The sequence below is a fragment of the Sulfurospirillum halorespirans DSM 13726 genome (assembly GCF_001723605.1).
Taxonomy (GTDB): Bacteria; Campylobacterota; Campylobacteria; order Campylobacterales; family Sulfurospirillaceae; genus Sulfurospirillum; species Sulfurospirillum halorespirans.
The window spans coordinates 732,583-749,546 of the sequence record NZ_CP017111.1 but is presented as its reverse complement, the minus strand read 5'-3'; the positions used below and the strand labels follow the sequence as shown (position 1 = coordinate 749,546).

Sequence of the window (16,964 nt, the reverse complement as noted above, 5' to 3'; positions counted from 1 at the left end):
CCAATGAGTACATTTGAAAATCTTGAATACAGCTCCTTACTCGCCAACTTTAAAGAGCTCTTGAAAAACAATAGTTTAAAATTTACAAAACAACGCGAAGTTGTTTTAAAAACCTTGTACGAGCGAAATGAGCATTTTACCCCTGAGGATCTCTATATTTTTCTTAAAAGCACGTACCCAGAACTTAACATTGGCATCGCTACGGTGTATCGCACACTGAACCTTTTGGAAGAGTCCCTTATGGTCACCTCCATCTCATTTGGCGTAGCAGGTAAAAAATTTGAACTTGCCAACAAGCCACATCATGATCATATGATTTGTAAAACATGCGGGCTTATCATCGAATTTCAAAACGATAAAATCGAACAACTTCAGCTAGAGATCGCGAAAGCGAATCACTTTCACATTACCAGCCATTTGATGCAACTGCGTGGTCTTTGCGAAAAATGTGCTAAAGAAAAAAGCTGATAGACTTTTTGCAAAATTCAATTTGCAAGAAGGGAAGCACCAAGGGTGTGTGGGCTTTCTGCCAAAGATTACCCAGTGTTAACGTAGTTTTTAGAGCTTGCTCTAAAAACGTGTCAAGAGTTTTGTAAAAACTCTACTATTAGAAAAGAGGAAGCAATTTGTTATTTCAGGACCAATACCAACAACAACGTATCGAGAAGGGAAAAGCGCTCCATGCACTTGGCCACAACCCTTACAGACACAATATTATCAAAGATACCAGCACCAAAGAGTTTTTAGAGTGCTATGAATATGTGGCTGAGAGTGAACTCAAGCGTGATGAGAACAAGAACAATACCGTTGTAGGACGTATTAAATTTTTACGCCATATGGGAAAAGCCGCATTTGCAAAAATCGAAGATGAACAAGGTCTGCTTCAAATCTATTTTAGCCGTGAGTCGATCGGTGATGCTTGGTTTGATGAAGCTAAAAAACTCGTTGAAGTGGGCGACATCATCAGTGTCACGGGTTTTCCATTTGTCACTAAAACGGGTGAGCTCTCTTTACATGTAAACACACTTGAAGTCGCTACCAAGTCTATTATTCCGCTTCCTGAGAAGTTCCATGGTCTGCAAGATAAAGAGCTTAGATACCGCAAACGCTACCTCGACATGATTATGAACAGTGATGTACGCAGAACGTTTAAGATCAGAAGTAAAATTGTCAGTGAAATTCGCCATTTCTTTGAGGAACGAGACTTTTTAGAGGTTGAGACTCCGATGATGCACCCCATTGCAGGTGGAGCCAATGCAAAGCCTTTTATCACCCATCATAATGCGCTTGGTGTTGATCGTTACCTTCGCATTGCCCCAGAACTTTACCTTAAACGTTTGGTTGTCGGTGGTTTTGAAGCGGTTTTTGAGATCAATCGTAACTTTAGAAACGAAGGGATGGATCAAACCCATAATCCTGAGTTTACAATGATCGAGTTTTATTGGGCATACCATAACTACCATGATTTGATGCGTCTGACCGAAGAGATGTTTGATGTGCTCCTTAAAAAACTCAAACTCCCTCGCAAACTTCCTTACGGTGATTTTGAAATCGATTTTTCAAAACCATTCCGTAAAATCGGCTTTAGAGCAGCCCTTGCAGAAATTGGTGATATTCCCGATCAAATTCTTGATGATTGCGCTCAAATTGTGACCTATATTACCAATAAAGGCTTTGCAGTTGAGCAAAACCTAAGCCTTGGTAAACTCTACGAAGAACTTTTTGATCTTTTTGTGGAAGAAAAACTGATTGATCCAACATTCATCATTGATTATCCGATTGAAATTAGCCCACTCGCACGTCGCAGTGAAATTGATCCCAACATTGCAGAGCGCTTTGAGCTCTTCATTGCAGGGCGAGAGATCGCCAATGGATTTAATGAACTTAACGATCCTTTGGATCAATACGAACGATTTGCAAAACAGTTGCAGGCTAAAAATGCCGGTGACGATGAAGCCCATGAGATGGATGAAGATTATGTCTACGCTCTAGGCTATGGATTACCGCCAACCGCGGGACAAGGGCTTGGAATTGATCGTTTAACGATGTTACTCACCAATGAGATGTCGATTAAAGATGTCATTTTGTTCCCTGCCATGAAACCACTGGGTGAGAGTGATGATCTAACACAAAAAGATGAGGAATTAAAATGAGTATTTTAAAAACTGTTGACCCTGTTGTTTATGATTTAACCGTAAAAGAGTTGCACCGCCAATGCGATCACCTTGAGATGATTGCCAGCGAAAACTTCACGTACCCTGCTGTTATGGAAGCAATGGGCAGTGTTTTTACGAACAAATATGCTGAGGGTTATCCTGCAAAACGCTACTACGGCGGTTGTGAATTTGCTGACCAAGTTGAACAACTTGCGATTGATCGCGTGTGCAAACTTTTTGGTTGTACGTATGCCAATGTGCAACCAAACTCTGGTAGCCAAGCCAACCAAGGTGTCTACCAAGCGCTTTTGAATCCATTTGATAAAATTTTAGGTATGGATTTAAGCCATGGCGGTCACTTAACACACGGTGCCAAAGTGAGCAGTTCAGGTAAAACCTATTCGAGTTTCTTTTACGGCGTTGAACTGGATGGTCGCATCAATTATGATAAAGTAAGAGAGATCGCGCACATTGTAAAACCTAAAATGATCATTTGTGGTGCCAGCGCGTACCCACGTGAAATTGATTTTGCTAAATTTAGAGAGATCGCCGATGAAGTCGGTGCGTATCTTTTTGCCGACATCGCGCACATTGCAGGCCTTGTGGCTGCGGGTGAACATCCAAGTCCATTCCCACACTGTCATATTGTAACCTCAACAACGCACAAAACCCTTCGTGGTCCTCGTGGCGGTATCATTCTTACCAACGATGAAGAGATCGCTAAAAAAGTGAATAGTGCGATCTTCCCTGGTATTCAAGGTGGCCCCTTGGTGCATGTCATTGCTGCTAAAGCGGTTGGTTTTGCTGAAAATTTAAAACCTGAATGGACAACCTACGCAAAACAAGTCCGTGCCAATGCCAAAGTTTTGGCAGACGTTCTAATTAAAAGAGGTTATGACATCGTGAGTGGCGGTACCGACAACCATTTGGTACTCGTTTCGTTTTTGAATAAAGAGTTTAGCGGTAAAGAGGCTGATCTAGCCCTTGGTCATGCAGGTATTACCGTCAACAAAAACACCGTTCCAGGCGAGACTCGAAGTCCGTTTGTCACCAGTGGTGTTCGTATTGGCTCCCCTGCTCTTACGGCACGCGGTATGAAAGAAAAAGAGTTTGAAATCATCGCTAATAAAATTGCCGATGTACTGGATAATATCAACGATGAAGCGTTACATGTAAAGATCAAAGATGAGATGAAAGTGCTTGCAAGCAACTTTATTATCTATGACAGACCAACCTACTAAGGGAAATTATGTACAATATTGACGTCTCTCTTATCAAAATGATTACCGATCATTATTGGATCAAACGTGACAACATTGTCCAAAAGATCGATTTTGGAGGGAGAGTCTTTTTTGATAAATACGAGCGTATTGATCAGCCTTTAAACAACAGTATCATCAAAGATCATCTTGATGGGAAAATCACCGTTGCTCACTCGCTGATTAACCGCTTTGACAAAGTCGAAAACATCGTTTTTGACTATAACGGAAGAAACACCGAGCGATTTTGGCATAGGGCACAACTTTTGCTTAGAGAAGAGGGATTTATCAATTTTACGGCGTATAAAAGTAAAACGGAAGATCATCTACATCTGTATGTTCATAAAGGCCATACTACCTTGCAAGAGGGGTATCAGATCGCTAAAATGCTCTCAGCAAAGCTCTCCCAAAAGCTTCCGCGCGAGTGGAGAATGTTCCCGACACAGGAGCTTCCAAAAGAGTTTAACATTTTGGCATTGCCTTATGACTTATACCAAAAAGAGCGAGGCGCTTCTTGGTCGAAGCATATGTAGTGTATAACATCATTCTAAGGAGAACCGATGGAAAATAGAAATGAGCTTAGTGATATTGTGTTAGAAAAAGGGGATAATAAGACCCTTAAAATGAAGCGTATCCTTATTTTAGTTGCTTTTTTGATTCTTGTCTTTTTAGTCGCACTCGCAAGCATGAAAGTAGCAAACAAAGATCAAGGGAAAGACACTTCTAAGTTAATTTTGCCACCAGAGCCAACCCAAGAGATGCAAGTTCCTAAAGATGACCAGCTCTTTAAACAAGTGCCAATTATTGAAGAGAACCCTAAAAAAGAGAGTTTTGAAGATATGATCAAAACGCTCAAAGAGAAAGAAGCACAAAAACAAGAAGAGGCAAAAGGGGCTGAGGCTAAACCTAAGGAGTCCACCACCACGCCTGCTACGACAACAACGCCTGTAAAAGAGACCCTTCCTAAAGTCAAAGAAGAGACTAAAAAAGAGGCGCCCAAAGCACAACCTCTGCTTCGCAGTACCGAAGTGGGTGACACCCATACAGCCGGTGGCGGAAGCGCGGATGCTGGTATTTATGTTCAAGTAGGGGCTGTTGCAACAACGCCTGAGGCAAAACAACTCAGTGACATCAAGTCTAAAGGGTTTGAGTACAAGCTCTACACAACGGTGGTAAATGGCAATAAAGTAACGAAAATCTTGATTGGACCGTATGCCAAATCAAGTGATGCTGAGAGTGCTTTGGTACTGATTCGCTCAAGTGTGAATAAAAACGCATTTATTTACAGGGTGAAGTAAGGTGCTAAGCTCCCGTAAAATCCTTTTCGATCAGCTCACCCCGATTACGATCTTTGCAAAATTGCAGGATTATTTTAAAGGTGAGCTCTGCTTTTTGTTTGAAAGTGCCATCAACAACAACGATGGCAACTTTAGCTTTCTCTTCATTGGCGCACGTGAACGTCTCATTCACCAAAATGACATGGCTGTACACATCGATGAAGAGGGTATTTCACATGACCTAGGCGCTAATCCGTTTACATTTTTAAAAAAACGCTACGCAGAACTGGATAAAACGCTCTACCAAACCTACGCCAAAGAGCTAGGTGTCGGCTTTGTAGATGGCTTTATCGGTTACATCGGTTATGATGCCGTGAAGATTTTTGAGCCACGTTTACGCTCACACATGGATAACCTTAAAGATGAGCTTCATATCCCCGAAATCGACCTGATGCGCCCCAAACTCGTCTGTACCTTTTCGCATAAAACCAATACATTGATACTAACCACCTTTGTTCCGAATATTGCCGATCAACTGGGTGCCATTGAATCAACACTCAAAGAGCCACATATTCACATTCCAATTCAAACAGCCGTTGTCGATAAAAACAAGAGCTCGTTTGCCCTTTCCAAAGAGCACTTTTTTGATATGGTCGCTAAAGCCAAAGAGATGATTCGCAGTGGGGATGTTTTTCAGATTTTGATGTCGAATCGTTTTACACAATACGCACAGATTGATCGTTTGAGCTTTTACCGCATTTTGCGTCAAAAAAATCCATCGCCCTATATGTTCTATCTCTCCTATCCCAAATTTGCGATCATTGGCAGTTCACCTGAAGTGATGGTTGGACTCAAAGATGGACGCATAACGCTTCGTCCGATTGCAGGCACACGCAAACGTGGCTCGACGTATGAAAAAGATATGGCGTACGAAAAAGAGATGCTGAGTGATGAGAAAGAGCGCGCCGAGCATTTGATGCTGATCGATCTTGGGCGTAACGATCTTGGTCGCGTGGCACATGTGGGCAGTGTGAAAGTCAAAGAGATGATGCGCGTGGAGCGTTACTCCCACGTGATGCACATGGTCAGCGACATCGAAGCTCTTTTAGATGCCAAATACGACATGTTCGACCTTTTTGCCGCTACGTTTACGGCTGGGACGATGACAGGAACGCCGAAAATTCGCGCGATGGAGCTTATTAGCGATTTTGAAGGGCTGAAGCGAAGCTTTTACAGTGGGGCGGCAGGTTATTTTGGATTTGATGGTAATATGGACAGCTGTATTATGATCCGAACCGCGTATCTCGATGAAGAAAAAATCATTTTCCAAGCAGGGGGTGGCATTGTGGCGGACAGTAAACCTGAGCTTGAATACCTCGAAGTGACCAATAAGCTAGGAGCCATGACCAGCTCACTTGATGATCTAAAAGAGTAACATCCACTATGTTACTCTTTAGTATTTTTGGCGACCCTGTTACCCATTCGATCTCCCCAAGACTCCATAACACCGTTTTGAACACCTTAAACCTCAATGGCTGTTATGTTCGTAAAACCATTAAAGAGCCTGAAAAATTGCTTTCAACCTTTCGTGCGATGAATCTTCAAGGGGCAAATGTCACGGTGCCCCATAAAGAGGCAGCGTATGCCCAATGTGATGAAGTACGAGGGCTTGCCAAAGAGATTGGCGCGGTCAATACGCTGGTCAGTGAAGGAGCGCGCGTCATCGGCTACAACACCGATGCTGAGGGCTTTTATGAGGCGATTAAATCGTTTGGGTATCTTCGCAATGCCCTGATTTTAGGAGCAGGAGGAACGGCAAAAGCGATTGCGATGATTTTAAAAATACACCAAATCGAAACCACCATTCTCAACCGTTCCGCCTCCAGACTCGCTTTTTTTGAAGCCAAAGGCTTTACATGTAACACATGGGAAACCTTTACATGTAAAGCGTATGACCTCATCATCAACACCACCTCAGCAGGACTCAAAGAAGAAGCGTACCCGTGCGACAAAGCCCTTTTAGAGACTCTGTTTCAAGACGCCAAATATGCGTTTGATGTGATCTACAACAAACCAACCCCTTTTTTAGAACTGGCACGAAGCCATCAGCTTACATGTAAAGATGGCAAAGAGATGCTTTTGTACCAAGGGGTTCTTGCGTTTAACCTTTTCTTCTCCAAACATTATGACGTTAAAACGATCGAATCGTTGATGCGCCCTGCGTTTGATCTCTAAATTTTACCAAGGAGAGCGTATGCAACTTGAACATACCCTGAAAAACCCTTATGCCCATGAGTATCAACTCTTGATTAAAAACATTCTCAACGCTCCGATTTATTTTGATCCCAACCAAGAGATCGTCTACCGCACTGAGAAGCGTTTTACCTACGCGACATTTAAAAAACGTGTGCATAAACTCGCACATATGCTAAGCGCTCTTGGTGTGAAAAAAGGCGATACGGTAGCCGTGATGGATTATGACTCGCACCGTTATTTGGAGTGCTATTTTGCGATTCCTATGCTAGGAGCTATTTTACACACGATCAATATTCGTCTCAGCCCTGAGCAGATTCTCTACACGATTGATCATGCGGAAGATGATGTGATCTTAGCCCATACCGACTTTTTACCGGTCCTTGAGCAGATCAAAGGAAGGCTGGATGTGGAGCATTTTATTGTGCTATGCGATGATGAAAAAATGCCACCCACCTCTTTACATGTAAAAGGTGAATATGAAGCATTGCTAGACAAAGAAGCCGATTTTTTTGATTTTCCAGACTTTGATGAAAACACGCGTGCGACGACATTTTACACAACAGGAACGACGGGATTTCCCAAAGGTGTCTACTTTACCCATCGCCAACTGGTGCTTCATACCTTAGGAGCCCTTTCGACACTTGGAAGCGCCCCACACCAAGGCAATTTTCGCCAAGGGGATGTTTATATGCCCATTACCCCAATGTTTCATGTCCATGCGTGGGGATTGCCCTATGTTGCGACGATGCTCGGGGTCAAACAGGTCTATCCAGGGCGTTACATTCCCGACCTGCTTTTGGAGCTGATCGACACAGAAAAAGTCACCTTTTCGCATTGCGTTCCGACTATTATGCACATGCTTTTTAATTCGCCTAAAATCCATGAGGTCGATCTACGTGGTTGGAAAGTCATGATTGGAGGAGCGGCACTTCCCAAAGCAATGTGCCAAGAAGCCCTTAAAAGAGGCATTGATATGTTTACAGGATACGGCATGAGCGAGACGTGTCCCATTTTAAGCATTGCACAGCTCACGCCTGAAATGTTAGAGAGGGATGATGATGCACAAAGCGACATTCGCATTAAAACGGGACGTTCCATGGCACTCGTGGAGATTCATGTGGTGGATGAAACGATGCAATCATTGCCTCAAGATGGTGCACATTCGGGTGAAATTGTCGTGCGCTCTCCGTGGCTCACACAAGGCTATTTTAAAGATCAAAAAAACTCTGAACTTCTCTGGCATGGCGGTTATCTGCATACAGGCGATATCGCCACCATGGATGAAAAAGGCTATATCAAGATCACGGATCGCATGAAAGACATTATCAAAGTGGGCGGGGAATGGGTCTCTTCGCTGGAGCTTGAAGACATCATCAACCAACATCCACAAGTGAAAGAAGTTGCTGTTATTGGTGTGGAGGATGAGAGATGGGGTGAGCGACCGCTTGCACTTGTGGTCGTTGATCCGCAAAAGACAGTAACCGATAAAGAGCTACTGCTTCATGCCAAAGAGTTTATTAAAAAAGGTATCATGGCACGAGAAGGAATGCTGCTCAAAATAAAATTTGTTGAAAATATCGATAAAACCAGTGTTGGGAAAGTGAATAAAAAAGAACTTCGTCAAAAATACGCTCTCTAGCGTTTTAAAAGGGCGTTTACATGTAAATGCCCTTTCCCTTCTCTAAAAATCAAAAAGCTCGCCTAGAAAACTCTCTTTTTTCTTGTAATGACCTTGTTGCTGATACGATTTATCATCATGAGAGTACTCTTTATGATGTGACTTTTCAGCTTTTCCATAGTATTGTTGCGTTGGATTTGACACAACGGGAGCGCTTGAGCGCTCAATGATTTTATCAAGCTCACCACGATCTAACCAGACACCTCGACACTGTGGGCAGTAATCTATCTCAACTCCCGATCTCTCACTCATTAACAGATCAACGGTTCCACATACAGGGCATTTCATCGTCTAACTCCTCAATTGTAGTATTACTAAAGATTATAGCTTGCAAGTATAAATAAAATTTAAATAAACTTTTTGGATCATTTTAAAAGAATGAAAGCCAAACAGAAAGAGCTTTTGACTCTTTTAGATCGCATAATGACCAAAGCGAACAAGTACTTAATTTTTAGCCTATTTATACTATTTAAAAAAACGTTTTTATAATTGCCAATTTTATGTTACACTAATACCATTATAGATGTGACATTTCCCCAGCAGAGAGTTTTCATGAACCTAATTTCAACGCTGTTTCATACATTATTTGCATCAGACGATAGTGACTACAATGCGCTGTACCGTTTTTTTGACAAAAGTAGCTCTATCATGTTACTGCTTGATCCTGAAAATGGAAAAATTCTCAATGCAAATGAAGCTGCGGCACGCTACTATGGGTACACCCTAGAGCAACTCAGGCAGATGTCTATTTCCACCATCAATACCCTTCCTGCTGAACAAGTGAGGGAAGAGCGCCAACGTGCCCTTAAGGAAGAGCGTAATTACTTTAACTTTCAACATCAGCTTGCCAATGGCGAAGTGCGTGATGTTGAAGTCTTTTCAACACCCATCAATCTTAAAGAGAAGAGAGTTCTTTTCTCCATCATTCATGACATTACCGATCGTAAAAATGTGGAACGCGAACTCTTCGAGGTCAATGATAATCTTGCCAAACAAGAGATTCTTTTTAAACAGATTCTTGACACGTCCAGTGTTGCCATCTTTTTGGTCAATCTGGAAGGTCGCATCACGCATGCAAATCAACGTATGGCGGAGATGTTTTTATACCCACTGGAAGAGCTTATCAACAAAGAGTATGTAGAACTTATCCACGTTTCAGAAAAAGAGATCGGACGCCAAAAGATGCTCTCACTTTTGAGCAGCAAAATTGCTTCGGTGGATTTGGAGCGTGTCTATTGCCGAACCGATGGTAGTAGCTTTTGGGGACAGTTGACAGGAAAACGATTTTACGATACCAAAGGCGAAGAGATAGGCCTTGTAGGCGTTATTGCGGACATTGATGAGCGTAAATACATCCAGCAATGTGAACAGCACCATAAACAAATTTTACAGATGATCGCCAATACGTCACCCCTCTCAACCATTTTACATGTAATGACAGGAGACATTGAGTCCATTCATCACCACCGCATTGGATGCAGCATGCTACTGTTTGATGAAACCAACCATAAACTCATACTGGGAGCCACTTCAAATGAGCTTCAACTTCTCAGCACCACCCTCATAGATGCTTCCGAAGACGATAAACACTTTTTAGCGCATCTGATGCAACTGCCCTCTCATCCTGTACTGTTTAGCACGCTTGATGAAGAGCCATGGTGGCATGAAAAAACACAAAATCTCTATTTAAAAGATAGGCAACATTGCTTTGCAAACCCTGTTTTCTCCGCTTTTGGGAAACCTTTGGGGCTTTTGATGATCTGCTCCTTACAAGAGCAGCCTCTTACGCCAAGAGAGATCAAGCTCGTTGAAGATGAAGTACAGTTTATTGCCCTTGCCATTGAAAAGAGTAAAAGCGATGCCAAGCTACAGCTCGCAGCCAATGTTTTTACACACGCCAAAGAGAGAATTATTATCACAGACCCTTATGGCACCATTATAGAGGCCAATGATGCTTTTGTACGTAATTCTGGGTATTTACTGAATGAGATCATCGGGCACAATCCACGCATCATGAAATCGGGTAGGCAAGAGCCCATATTTTATACACAGATGTGGGAGAGTATTCTTACCCTTGGTCATTGGCAAGGTGAGATTTGGAACCGTCGCAAAGATGGTAGTATTTACGCTGAGATGTTAACCATCAGTGCGGTCAAAGACAGCGAAGGTGAAATTCAAAATTTTGTAGCGCTTTTTACAGATATTACCATCATCAAAGAGCATGAAAAAGAGCTTGAACACCTTGCCCATCATGATGCCCTCACCTCACTTCCAAATCGTATGTTACTGTGGGATAGACTGAGCCAAGCCATCGCTGAAGCACAACGTTACAACACGTATTTGGCTGTTTTGTACATTGATCTAGATGGATTTAAAGAGATCAATGACACGTATGGACACAGCATTGGCGACGAACTGCTTATTGCCGTTTCTAAACGGATTGCTTCGTTGTTACGTAAAAATGAGACTGTTGCACGTTTGGGTGGTGATGAATTTGTAGCTATTTTGACCAATCTTAAAGAGCCTCGTGAATGTGAACCCATTTTGAAACGAATCATAGAAGCGATGAGTGATGTTATTGTCATTCATGGTATTGATCTTTACATCTCAGCCAGCATTGGCATCAGTTTTTATCCCGATGACTCCATCAAGGCAGAAGATCTCATCTTGTATGCCGATAAAGCGATGTACAATGCCAAAGAATTAGGCAAAAATTGTTACTTTTTTTTCAATCAGATTGAGAAATAGTTTTTAGGTTTTCGTGCGCGATTCAAGGGCTTTGGATAAAGAGAGCATATCGACATTTTCAAGATGAACACCTGTTGGCACACCCTGTGCAATCTTGGTAAAATGAAGTGTATGGTTTTTGAGCTTATCTTCGATAAATAAAATCAGTGCATCATTGGCTAATGACGGAGTAAGCGCAAAGATCATCTCTTTGACACCTTCTTGTACGATGGTTTCTAACTGTGCCAACGTCTCCTCTTCCAAATCACCCAAAACAAAATAGCGTCCATCAAAAAGCTTATGCTCTTCTAAAACAAAAATGTCCTTCGCACTCTCCACGATACAGAGTTTTTGAACATCACGTCTTTCATCCAAACAAATATCGCAAATTTCATGTTCGCTCAGTGCACCACAACGTTCACATTTTCGAATACTTTTAATCGCACTCTCAATCGCATTAGCCAGTTTCATAGCAGAAAAAGTGTCGTTTAACACAAGATGGTATGCAAACCGAACAGCTGACTTTCGTCCTACTGTTGGGAGTTTTTCAAATGCCTCAACCAGTTTATTAAACTTCTCTAATCCTCGCATCATACAGCACACCCTTTGGAAAAATCGATACTAAATTGATGGAATCCCCCTTCATAGCTGTAAACCACTTCTAAACCATGTTGAGCAATGATGTTTTTAACAATGTACAGTCCTAACCCAAGACCACTACCACACGCTTTTGACCCTGAAACGAAGGGTTGAAAATACTCATCAATAGACATTTTAAGCGGTTCACCTTCATTGGAAATTATCACGGTTTGATCTTTACTTTTGACAAAAACGTTATGGTTCAGACTGTGCTTCATCGCATTGTCCATCAGGTTTTTAAGCGCAAGTGCCATCAAATCAAAATCAACGGTGACTTTAAAATCAAAATCGCCCTCCACTTTTACTTGATCTTCTCTTTTTTTATCATCCAGCATTAACAGATCAATTGCTTGATCGACGACATGTAAAAGCGAATACTCTTTCAGACTCAAATCGTAACGCTTCGAGGTAATCTGCTCGATTTTTGAAAACTCAGAAATGAGCAGATCCAGCCTTCCAAAAACCCCAATCAAGCGCTTTTTAGCCGTTTCATCCTCTAACATCTCCGCGACAATACGCCCTTTGCCAATGGGCGTTTTAAGCTCGTGCATAATGGTGCGTAAAAAAAGCTGTCGTGAATTGATCAGATCGTGGATTTTTTTCACGGCTCGGTCAAACTCATTGGCGACTTCACCGATCTCGTCGTTGGATTCACTCTTGCATTCAATCTCAAGATCGCCCGAAGCAAACTTGCGTATTTGAGAGCTGAGTGTTTTCAATGGAGCGATACTTTTAAAAATGGAGATGTACATGTAAAGCAAAATCAGAAGCGCTATGACAAAAACAACCCACAAACTCTCGTTAAAATTTTTGTAGTCTTGACTCTCCAAAAGCACGCTCGATTCGAAATTGTCGATGAAAAGATAGTAGCGATCATTGTAAACAATGGAGGAGAAACGACTAATGGGTGAAAGCTTTTGAAAAATGACCACCCCACGCTCCAACACCGAATCACGCAGGTGTTTGCTAGAGACTTTTTTGAGTCCAAAGTTATTAAAATACTCTTCAATATCCTGCGGTTGAACGTTGTTGCGGTACATCACCAAAAGATAGTTGACCGATTGAATTTGGCGCTGTTTCATATTGTCTAAGTTTTTGTCGCTTTGATGCTCCAATAAAAGTGCAAAAAACATCGCCAACAAAAAAAGTGAGAGAAAAAAGATCGCGCTGATCTTGTTCAGAATCGAGTTTTTAATCATCCAACCAGCTTATACCCAATCCCTCGAACCGAGTGGATGTATTCCGGACTCTTCGAGTCATCGCCAATTTTGGCACGTAATCGTCCGATGATGACATCTAAACTCTTAGAACCTTTATCTTTCAGGGATTTGCAGTTGTAGACCAGCTGTTCGCGCGAAATCGAAAAACCATTTTGCTTGATCATGTAAGAGAGAATCTCATACTCAGCAGGGGTAAGACTTAAAACTTCATTTTTAAACGAGATCTCATGGCGTTTTTCATCGACCAAAAAGACACTCGCTCCTTGCTGATCTTCGAGCGTGGAGCTCTTTTTGTAACGACGGATCAAGCTTTGAATGCGCGCGTACATCTCTTTAGGATCGTACGGTTTTGGCAGATAATCATCTGCCCCGATTTGAAGCCCGATCACTTTGTCGCTAATGTCACTGCGCGCTGAGGAGATAATGATGGGAATGTCGTACTGTGCCACAATCTCTTTACAGACTTCAAGTCCATCCATCCCCGGCAACGTCAGATCTAAAATCAGCAGATCGTACTTTTTAATGCCTGCGGTTAATCCCAAATAAGGGTCTTCATAATTGGTGATTTTGATATTGTATTTCGCGAGGTATTCACTTAAGATTTCAGCAAATTCAGCATCATCTTCTATCATCAAAACGTTAATCATTCTATGACCTTAGAGCTTTTTTACAATTATACTGAATTTGTCTCTCTTTTCTTTAAAAGAACGAGCGGAAGGGGACGAATAAAGGGAAATCCTTTACTCATCTTTAAGAATATAAAGATTTAAACGAATAAATCCATAACTTAATCCAATCAGCAGTGGCCATGATAGTAACCATAAAAGCGAATGTGTGTAATCCATACTGTTCTCCTAATAGTGATGTTGGCTAGAGTCGTTCATCTCTGCTTCCGTAATTTTCACACGATTCATAGCATACCACGCGTAAGCAATGTATGCCACAACAAACGGAATCATCAACCCCAAATAACTCATCGTTGTCAATGTATAGAAGCTTCCGCTCGCATTTTCAATGTGCAATGAACTTGAAAGATCGCTCAAAGAGGGATAAAAAACGGTATAGTTCAGTCCAACCGTGAGAAACAGTGCCATCACCGTAAAAACAACGCCCACACCAAAAGGCTTAATGCTTGTTTTGTTGGTGCTAAAAAGGGTGCGCAACACGCCAAAAACGACCAAACAAACGCCCAGACAAAAAAGCGCTAAGACCCAAGGCATTTGGGCAAAATTGTTGGCATAATGGTACGGCACGATCATCACCACTTTGGTGAGAGGATCATAGGCAAATCCCTCTTTGGTGAGAATCCAACCCATAAAGCTTGCAAAAAAGAGTAAGAAGAGCAGCGTCTGCGATCTAAGCATCGTTTTGATCTTTACATGTAAAGCATCATGGTCTATCGTGTTGATAAAATAAAGCCCTGCACCGATGCGCGAAAGAAAGAAAAGCGTGAATGCTAAAAGATAATTAAATGGATTTTGTAGCGCTTCTAGCCCCCGTAAAGGATTATCCCAAAAGACAAAGCGGTTCTCATCGAGATGAAACGCTGCTCCGCTAAAAAAGGTGCTGATGGCAATACCTAAGAGTAAAACACCTAAGCTTCCATTGAGATACAAAAAGCATTCGTATGTTTTCGTTCCTAAAAAATTATCAGGCTTTTTTCGGTATTCGTAACTGACCGCTTGAATGATAAAACAGAACAAAATGGCAAGCCAGACCCAATACGCACCCCCAAAACTGGTCGCGTAAAAAAGAGGAAATGCCGCAAATAAAGCACCGCCAAAGAGAACCAACGTGGTAAAGCCAAGCTCCCATTTTCGCCCCAAAGAGTTGACCAACATCGTTTTTTCTGTTTCATTGGCAGGAAGGGAAAACAGGAAGGTTTGACCCCCTTGTACAAACAGTAAAAACGCAAAAATGCCTCCTAAAAGGCTTACAATAATCCACCACAACTGTTGCAATTGAAGCAAAGAGAGTAGTTCAAACATCAGTGACCTCCATCAGGGCCGATTGCGATTTGCTTCACCATGATCTTAATCTCAGCAATCAACAAAAGGGTAAAAAGTATGGCAAATAGGGTAAATGAGATCATCACATTCCCACTGCCTAAGTTCGTTGCAGCAATGTGGACTGGCATCAAGTCTTGAATCGCCCACGGTTGCCTGCCAACCTCCGCCACAATCCAGCCGCACTCAGCGGCAATATAACCCAAAGGAATGCTCCAAAGCGCTGCATACAAAATAGGTTTATAACGCATTATCTCACGCTTCATTAAGAGAAAAAGTACAATGATAAACAGCGCTAGAAACCACATACCAAGACTGACCATCAGATGGAACGTGTAAAACGTTAGTGCAATGGGAGGCACGATCTGCTCAGGTCTGTCCAAATAACCATAACCAAAATTGGGCATGTGCGTCGTTAAAAGCGTGTGGGATTCTTGCATTAAAGCCGCATTACCCTCTTTTTTCGCTTCACGATAGCTCTTAAGCGCACTCAGCGCTATTTTGCCACTTTCGATACGCTCGCTTGCCGATACGACCCCTTTTGAGGGATTGCCATACACCAAATCATCTAAACCTGGTACAAACGCCTCAATGTTGCGGTATCCTAGAAACGAGAGAAGATACGGTATCTCAATATCACCGATAAAAGGGTGTAGATCATCGCCTATTTTTTTATCAGGATTTAAAAAGGCAAACGCAATAAGACCCGCACGATGTTCTCCTTTATAAATCCCTTCCATCGCCGCAAGCTTAACCGGTTGATGTTGTGCAACCTGATAGGCACTCTCATCACCACTGAGGGTTAAAAAAAGGGAGGTGAGTAAACCAAAGGATGCTCCCACAAGCATACTGCGTTTGGCAAAATGAAGATGGCGTTTTTTAAGTAAAAACCATGCGCAGATGCCCACAACAAACAACGATCCAATCACATAGCCACTTGCAACCGTATGCAAAAACTTTGCAATCGCCACAGGTGAGAGCAAAACATCAAAAAAGTTTGCCATCTCGTTGCGCGCACTGTCTGGATTAAACACCATCCCAACAGGATACTGCATCCAACCGTTCGCCACCAAAATCCAAAAGGCAGAGAGGTTGGAGCCAAGGGCAACCAACCACGTCGAGAGCAGATGAAAGCCTTTACTGACTTTGTTCCAGCCAAAAAACATGACGGCAAAAAAGGTGGACTCCATAAAAAAGGCTAAAATGCCTTCTACCGCAAGCGGTGCGCCAAAGATGTCACCGACAAACCACGAATAATTCGCCCAGTTGGTACCAAATTCAAACTCCATAATGAGCCCTGTAGCAACGCCGATAGCAAAGTTTATGGCAAAAAGCGTCATCCAAAACTTGGTTGCTTTTTTCCACTCCAGATCACCCGTTTTGACATAAAGTGTCTCCATAATTGCCACTAAAAAACTGAGCCCCAATGTTAAGGGAACAAATAAAAAATGGTAGATGGCGGTCAGCGCAAATTGCGCCCTACTCCAATCCACCGAAGCGAGTTCATTCACTTGATATCCTTTGTTAAATTATCTAATACATACTCGCTTTTTTGCGTCTCATCTTCAAAGAGCGTATGCAAGGTTTCGTTGAAGAAGAGTCCTTTGAAAAGAACTAGCATCACCAAAAGCTTAATAAAAATCACTTTCCACAATGTTTTTCCAACCCTCAAATGGCTAAAACCCTCTTTATAGAGAGCTATCCAAAATCGAAAATTCATCTGTTTTTTCCTGATTATTTATTTTA

General features: G+C 42.2%; 16 protein-coding genes. 9 read left to right on the top strand and 7 right to left on the bottom strand.

The genetic code is table 11. The annotated features are described in order from the left end of the window. Nucleotides 1-3: 3 nt before the first annotated feature. The 8 genes from SHALO_RS03760 (at nt 4) to SHALO_RS03725 (ending at nt 8,587) form a co-directional block, all read left to right on the top strand. The gene (locus tag SHALO_RS03760) at nt 4-468 is read left to right on the top strand and encodes a Fur family transcriptional regulator (RefSeq protein WP_069477417.1); all 465 of its coding nucleotides are present in this window, start codon (nt 4-6) and stop codon (nt 466-468) included. A gap of 158 nt (nt 469-626) precedes the next feature. Further along, the gene (gene lysS, locus SHALO_RS03755) at nt 627-2,153 is read left to right on the top strand and encodes a lysine--tRNA ligase (protein ID WP_069477416.1); all 1,527 of its coding nucleotides are present in this window, start codon (nt 627-629) and stop codon (nt 2,151-2,153) included. After that, nucleotides 2,150-3,397, top strand: a complete 1,248-nt coding sequence (locus SHALO_RS03750) for a serine hydroxymethyltransferase (protein WP_069477415.1) — start codon at nt 2,150-2,152, stop codon at nt 3,395-3,397. The genes lysS and SHALO_RS03750 overlap by 4 nt, the downstream gene beginning before the upstream one ends. Nucleotides 3,398-3,405: 8 nt before the next feature. Continuing rightward, a complete protein-coding gene (locus SHALO_RS03745) occupies nt 3,406-3,948 on the top strand; it encodes a DUF1882 domain-containing protein (RefSeq protein ID WP_069477414.1) in 543 nt (180 codons plus the stop codon). 27 nt (nt 3,949-3,975) lie between these two features. Then, nucleotides 3,976-4,713, top strand: coding sequence for an SPOR domain-containing protein (locus tag SHALO_RS03740; RefSeq protein ID WP_069477413.1), 738 nt, complete (start codon nt 3,976-3,978; stop codon nt 4,711-4,713). Nucleotide 4,714: 1 nt separating this feature from the next. Further along, nucleotides 4,715-6,127 (top strand): anthranilate synthase component I family protein, encoded by a 1,413-nt coding sequence (locus tag SHALO_RS03735; RefSeq protein WP_069477412.1) that lies wholly within the window; start codon nt 4,715-4,717, stop codon nt 6,125-6,127. An 8-nt stretch (nt 6,128-6,135) separates the two neighbouring features. Next, nucleotides 6,136-6,927, top strand: a complete 792-nt coding sequence (locus tag SHALO_RS03730) for a shikimate dehydrogenase (RefSeq protein ID WP_069477411.1) — start codon at nt 6,136-6,138, stop codon at nt 6,925-6,927. Between the two features lie 19 nt (nt 6,928-6,946). Further along, the gene (locus SHALO_RS03725; RefSeq protein ID WP_069477410.1) at nt 6,947-8,587 is read left to right on the top strand and encodes a fatty acid--CoA ligase; all 1,641 of its coding nucleotides are present in this window, start codon (nt 6,947-6,949) and stop codon (nt 8,585-8,587) included. A 42-nt stretch (nt 8,588-8,629) separates the two neighbouring features. On the opposite strand, the gene SHALO_RS03720 is transcribed toward SHALO_RS03725, so the two are convergent. Beyond that, a complete protein-coding gene (locus tag SHALO_RS03720) occupies nt 8,630-8,914 on the bottom strand; it encodes a TFIIB-type zinc ribbon-containing protein (protein WP_069477409.1) in 285 nt (94 codons plus the stop codon). 264 nt (nt 8,915-9,178) lie between these two features. On the opposite strand from SHALO_RS03720, the gene SHALO_RS03715 reads away from it, so the two are divergent. Continuing rightward, a complete protein-coding gene (locus SHALO_RS03715; RefSeq protein WP_069477408.1) occupies nt 9,179-11,374 on the top strand; it encodes a sensor domain-containing protein in 2,196 nt (731 codons plus the stop codon). A 3-nt stretch (nt 11,375-11,377) separates the two neighbouring features. Here the strand turns inward: SHALO_RS03715 and recR are convergent, their stop codons facing one another. The 6 genes from recR to SHALO_RS03685 all read right to left on the bottom strand — a co-directional run bounded on the left by recR (nt 11,378) and on the right by SHALO_RS03685 (nt 16,938). Then, complete coding sequence (gene recR, locus SHALO_RS03710; protein WP_069477407.1) at nt 11,378-11,947, bottom strand: recombination mediator RecR; 570 nt, start codon at nt 11,945-11,947, stop codon at nt 11,378-11,380. After that, on the bottom strand, nt 11,944-13,191 hold the full coding sequence (locus SHALO_RS03705) for an ArsS family sensor histidine kinase (RefSeq protein WP_084010690.1): 1,248 nt from the start codon (nt 13,189-13,191) through the stop codon (nt 11,944-11,946). Before SHALO_RS03705 ends, recR begins: the two co-directional genes overlap by 4 nt. Further along, nucleotides 13,188-13,859, bottom strand: a complete 672-nt coding sequence (locus SHALO_RS03700) for a response regulator transcription factor (protein ID WP_069477406.1) — start codon at nt 13,857-13,859, stop codon at nt 13,188-13,190. The genes SHALO_RS03705 and SHALO_RS03700 overlap by 4 nt, the downstream gene beginning before the upstream one ends. 207 nt (nt 13,860-14,066) lie before the next feature. Then, nucleotides 14,067-15,200 (bottom strand): cytochrome d ubiquinol oxidase subunit II, encoded by a 1,134-nt coding sequence (locus SHALO_RS03695; RefSeq protein ID WP_069477405.1) that lies wholly within the window; start codon nt 15,198-15,200, stop codon nt 14,067-14,069. Then, nucleotides 15,200-16,729 carry a cytochrome ubiquinol oxidase subunit I gene (locus tag SHALO_RS03690; RefSeq protein ID WP_069477404.1) on the bottom strand — a complete coding sequence of 510 codons (1,530 nt, stop codon included), beginning with the start codon at nt 16,727-16,729 and terminating at the stop codon, nt 15,200-15,202. Before SHALO_RS03690 ends, SHALO_RS03695 begins: the two co-directional genes overlap by 1 nt. Then, the gene (locus tag SHALO_RS03685) at nt 16,726-16,938 is read right to left on the bottom strand and encodes a DUF4492 domain-containing protein (protein ID WP_069477403.1); all 213 of its coding nucleotides are present in this window, start codon (nt 16,936-16,938) and stop codon (nt 16,726-16,728) included. Before SHALO_RS03685 ends, SHALO_RS03690 begins: the two co-directional genes overlap by 4 nt. Nucleotides 16,939-16,964: the final 26 nt, after the last annotated feature.

What these genes read in the sequence shown, in the direction of transcription:
- SHALO_RS03760 (WP_069477417.1), top strand. Translation starts at nt 4, where the DNA reads ATGAGTACATTTGAAAATCTTGAATACAGCTCCTTACTCGCCAACTTT.
- SHALO_RS03750 (WP_069477415.1), top strand. Translation starts at nt 2,150, where the DNA reads ATGAGTATTTTAAAAACTGTTGACCCTGTTGTTTATGATTTAACCGTA.
- SHALO_RS03745 (WP_069477414.1), top strand. Translation starts at nt 3,406, where the DNA reads ATGTACAATATTGACGTCTCTCTTATCAAAATGATTACCGATCATTAT.
- SHALO_RS03740 (WP_069477413.1), top strand. Translation starts at nt 3,976, where the DNA reads ATGGAAAATAGAAATGAGCTTAGTGATATTGTGTTAGAAAAAGGGGAT.
- SHALO_RS03730 (WP_069477411.1), top strand. Translation starts at nt 6,136, where the DNA reads ATGTTACTCTTTAGTATTTTTGGCGACCCTGTTACCCATTCGATCTCC.
- SHALO_RS03725 (WP_069477410.1), top strand. Translation starts at nt 6,947, where the DNA reads ATGCAACTTGAACATACCCTGAAAAACCCTTATGCCCATGAGTATCAA.
- SHALO_RS03720 (WP_069477409.1), bottom strand. Translation starts at nt 8,914, where the DNA reads ATGAAATGCCCTGTATGTGGAACCGTTGATCTGTTAATGAGTGAGAGA.
- SHALO_RS03715 (WP_069477408.1), top strand. Translation starts at nt 9,179, where the DNA reads ATGAACCTAATTTCAACGCTGTTTCATACATTATTTGCATCAGACGAT.
- recR (WP_069477407.1), bottom strand. Translation starts at nt 11,947, where the DNA reads ATGATGCGAGGATTAGAGAAGTTTAATAAACTGGTTGAGGCATTTGAA.
- SHALO_RS03705 (WP_084010690.1), bottom strand. Translation starts at nt 13,191, where the DNA reads ATGATTAAAAACTCGATTCTGAACAAGATCAGCGCGATCTTTTTTCTC.
- SHALO_RS03700 (WP_069477406.1), bottom strand. Translation starts at nt 13,859, where the DNA reads ATGATTAACGTTTTGATGATAGAAGATGATGCTGAATTTGCTGAAATC.
- SHALO_RS03695 (WP_069477405.1), bottom strand. Translation starts at nt 15,200, where the DNA reads ATGTTTGAACTACTCTCTTTGCTTCAATTGCAACAGTTGTGGTGGATT.
- SHALO_RS03685 (WP_069477403.1), bottom strand. Translation starts at nt 16,938, where the DNA reads ATGAATTTTCGATTTTGGATAGCTCTCTATAAAGAGGGTTTTAGCCAT.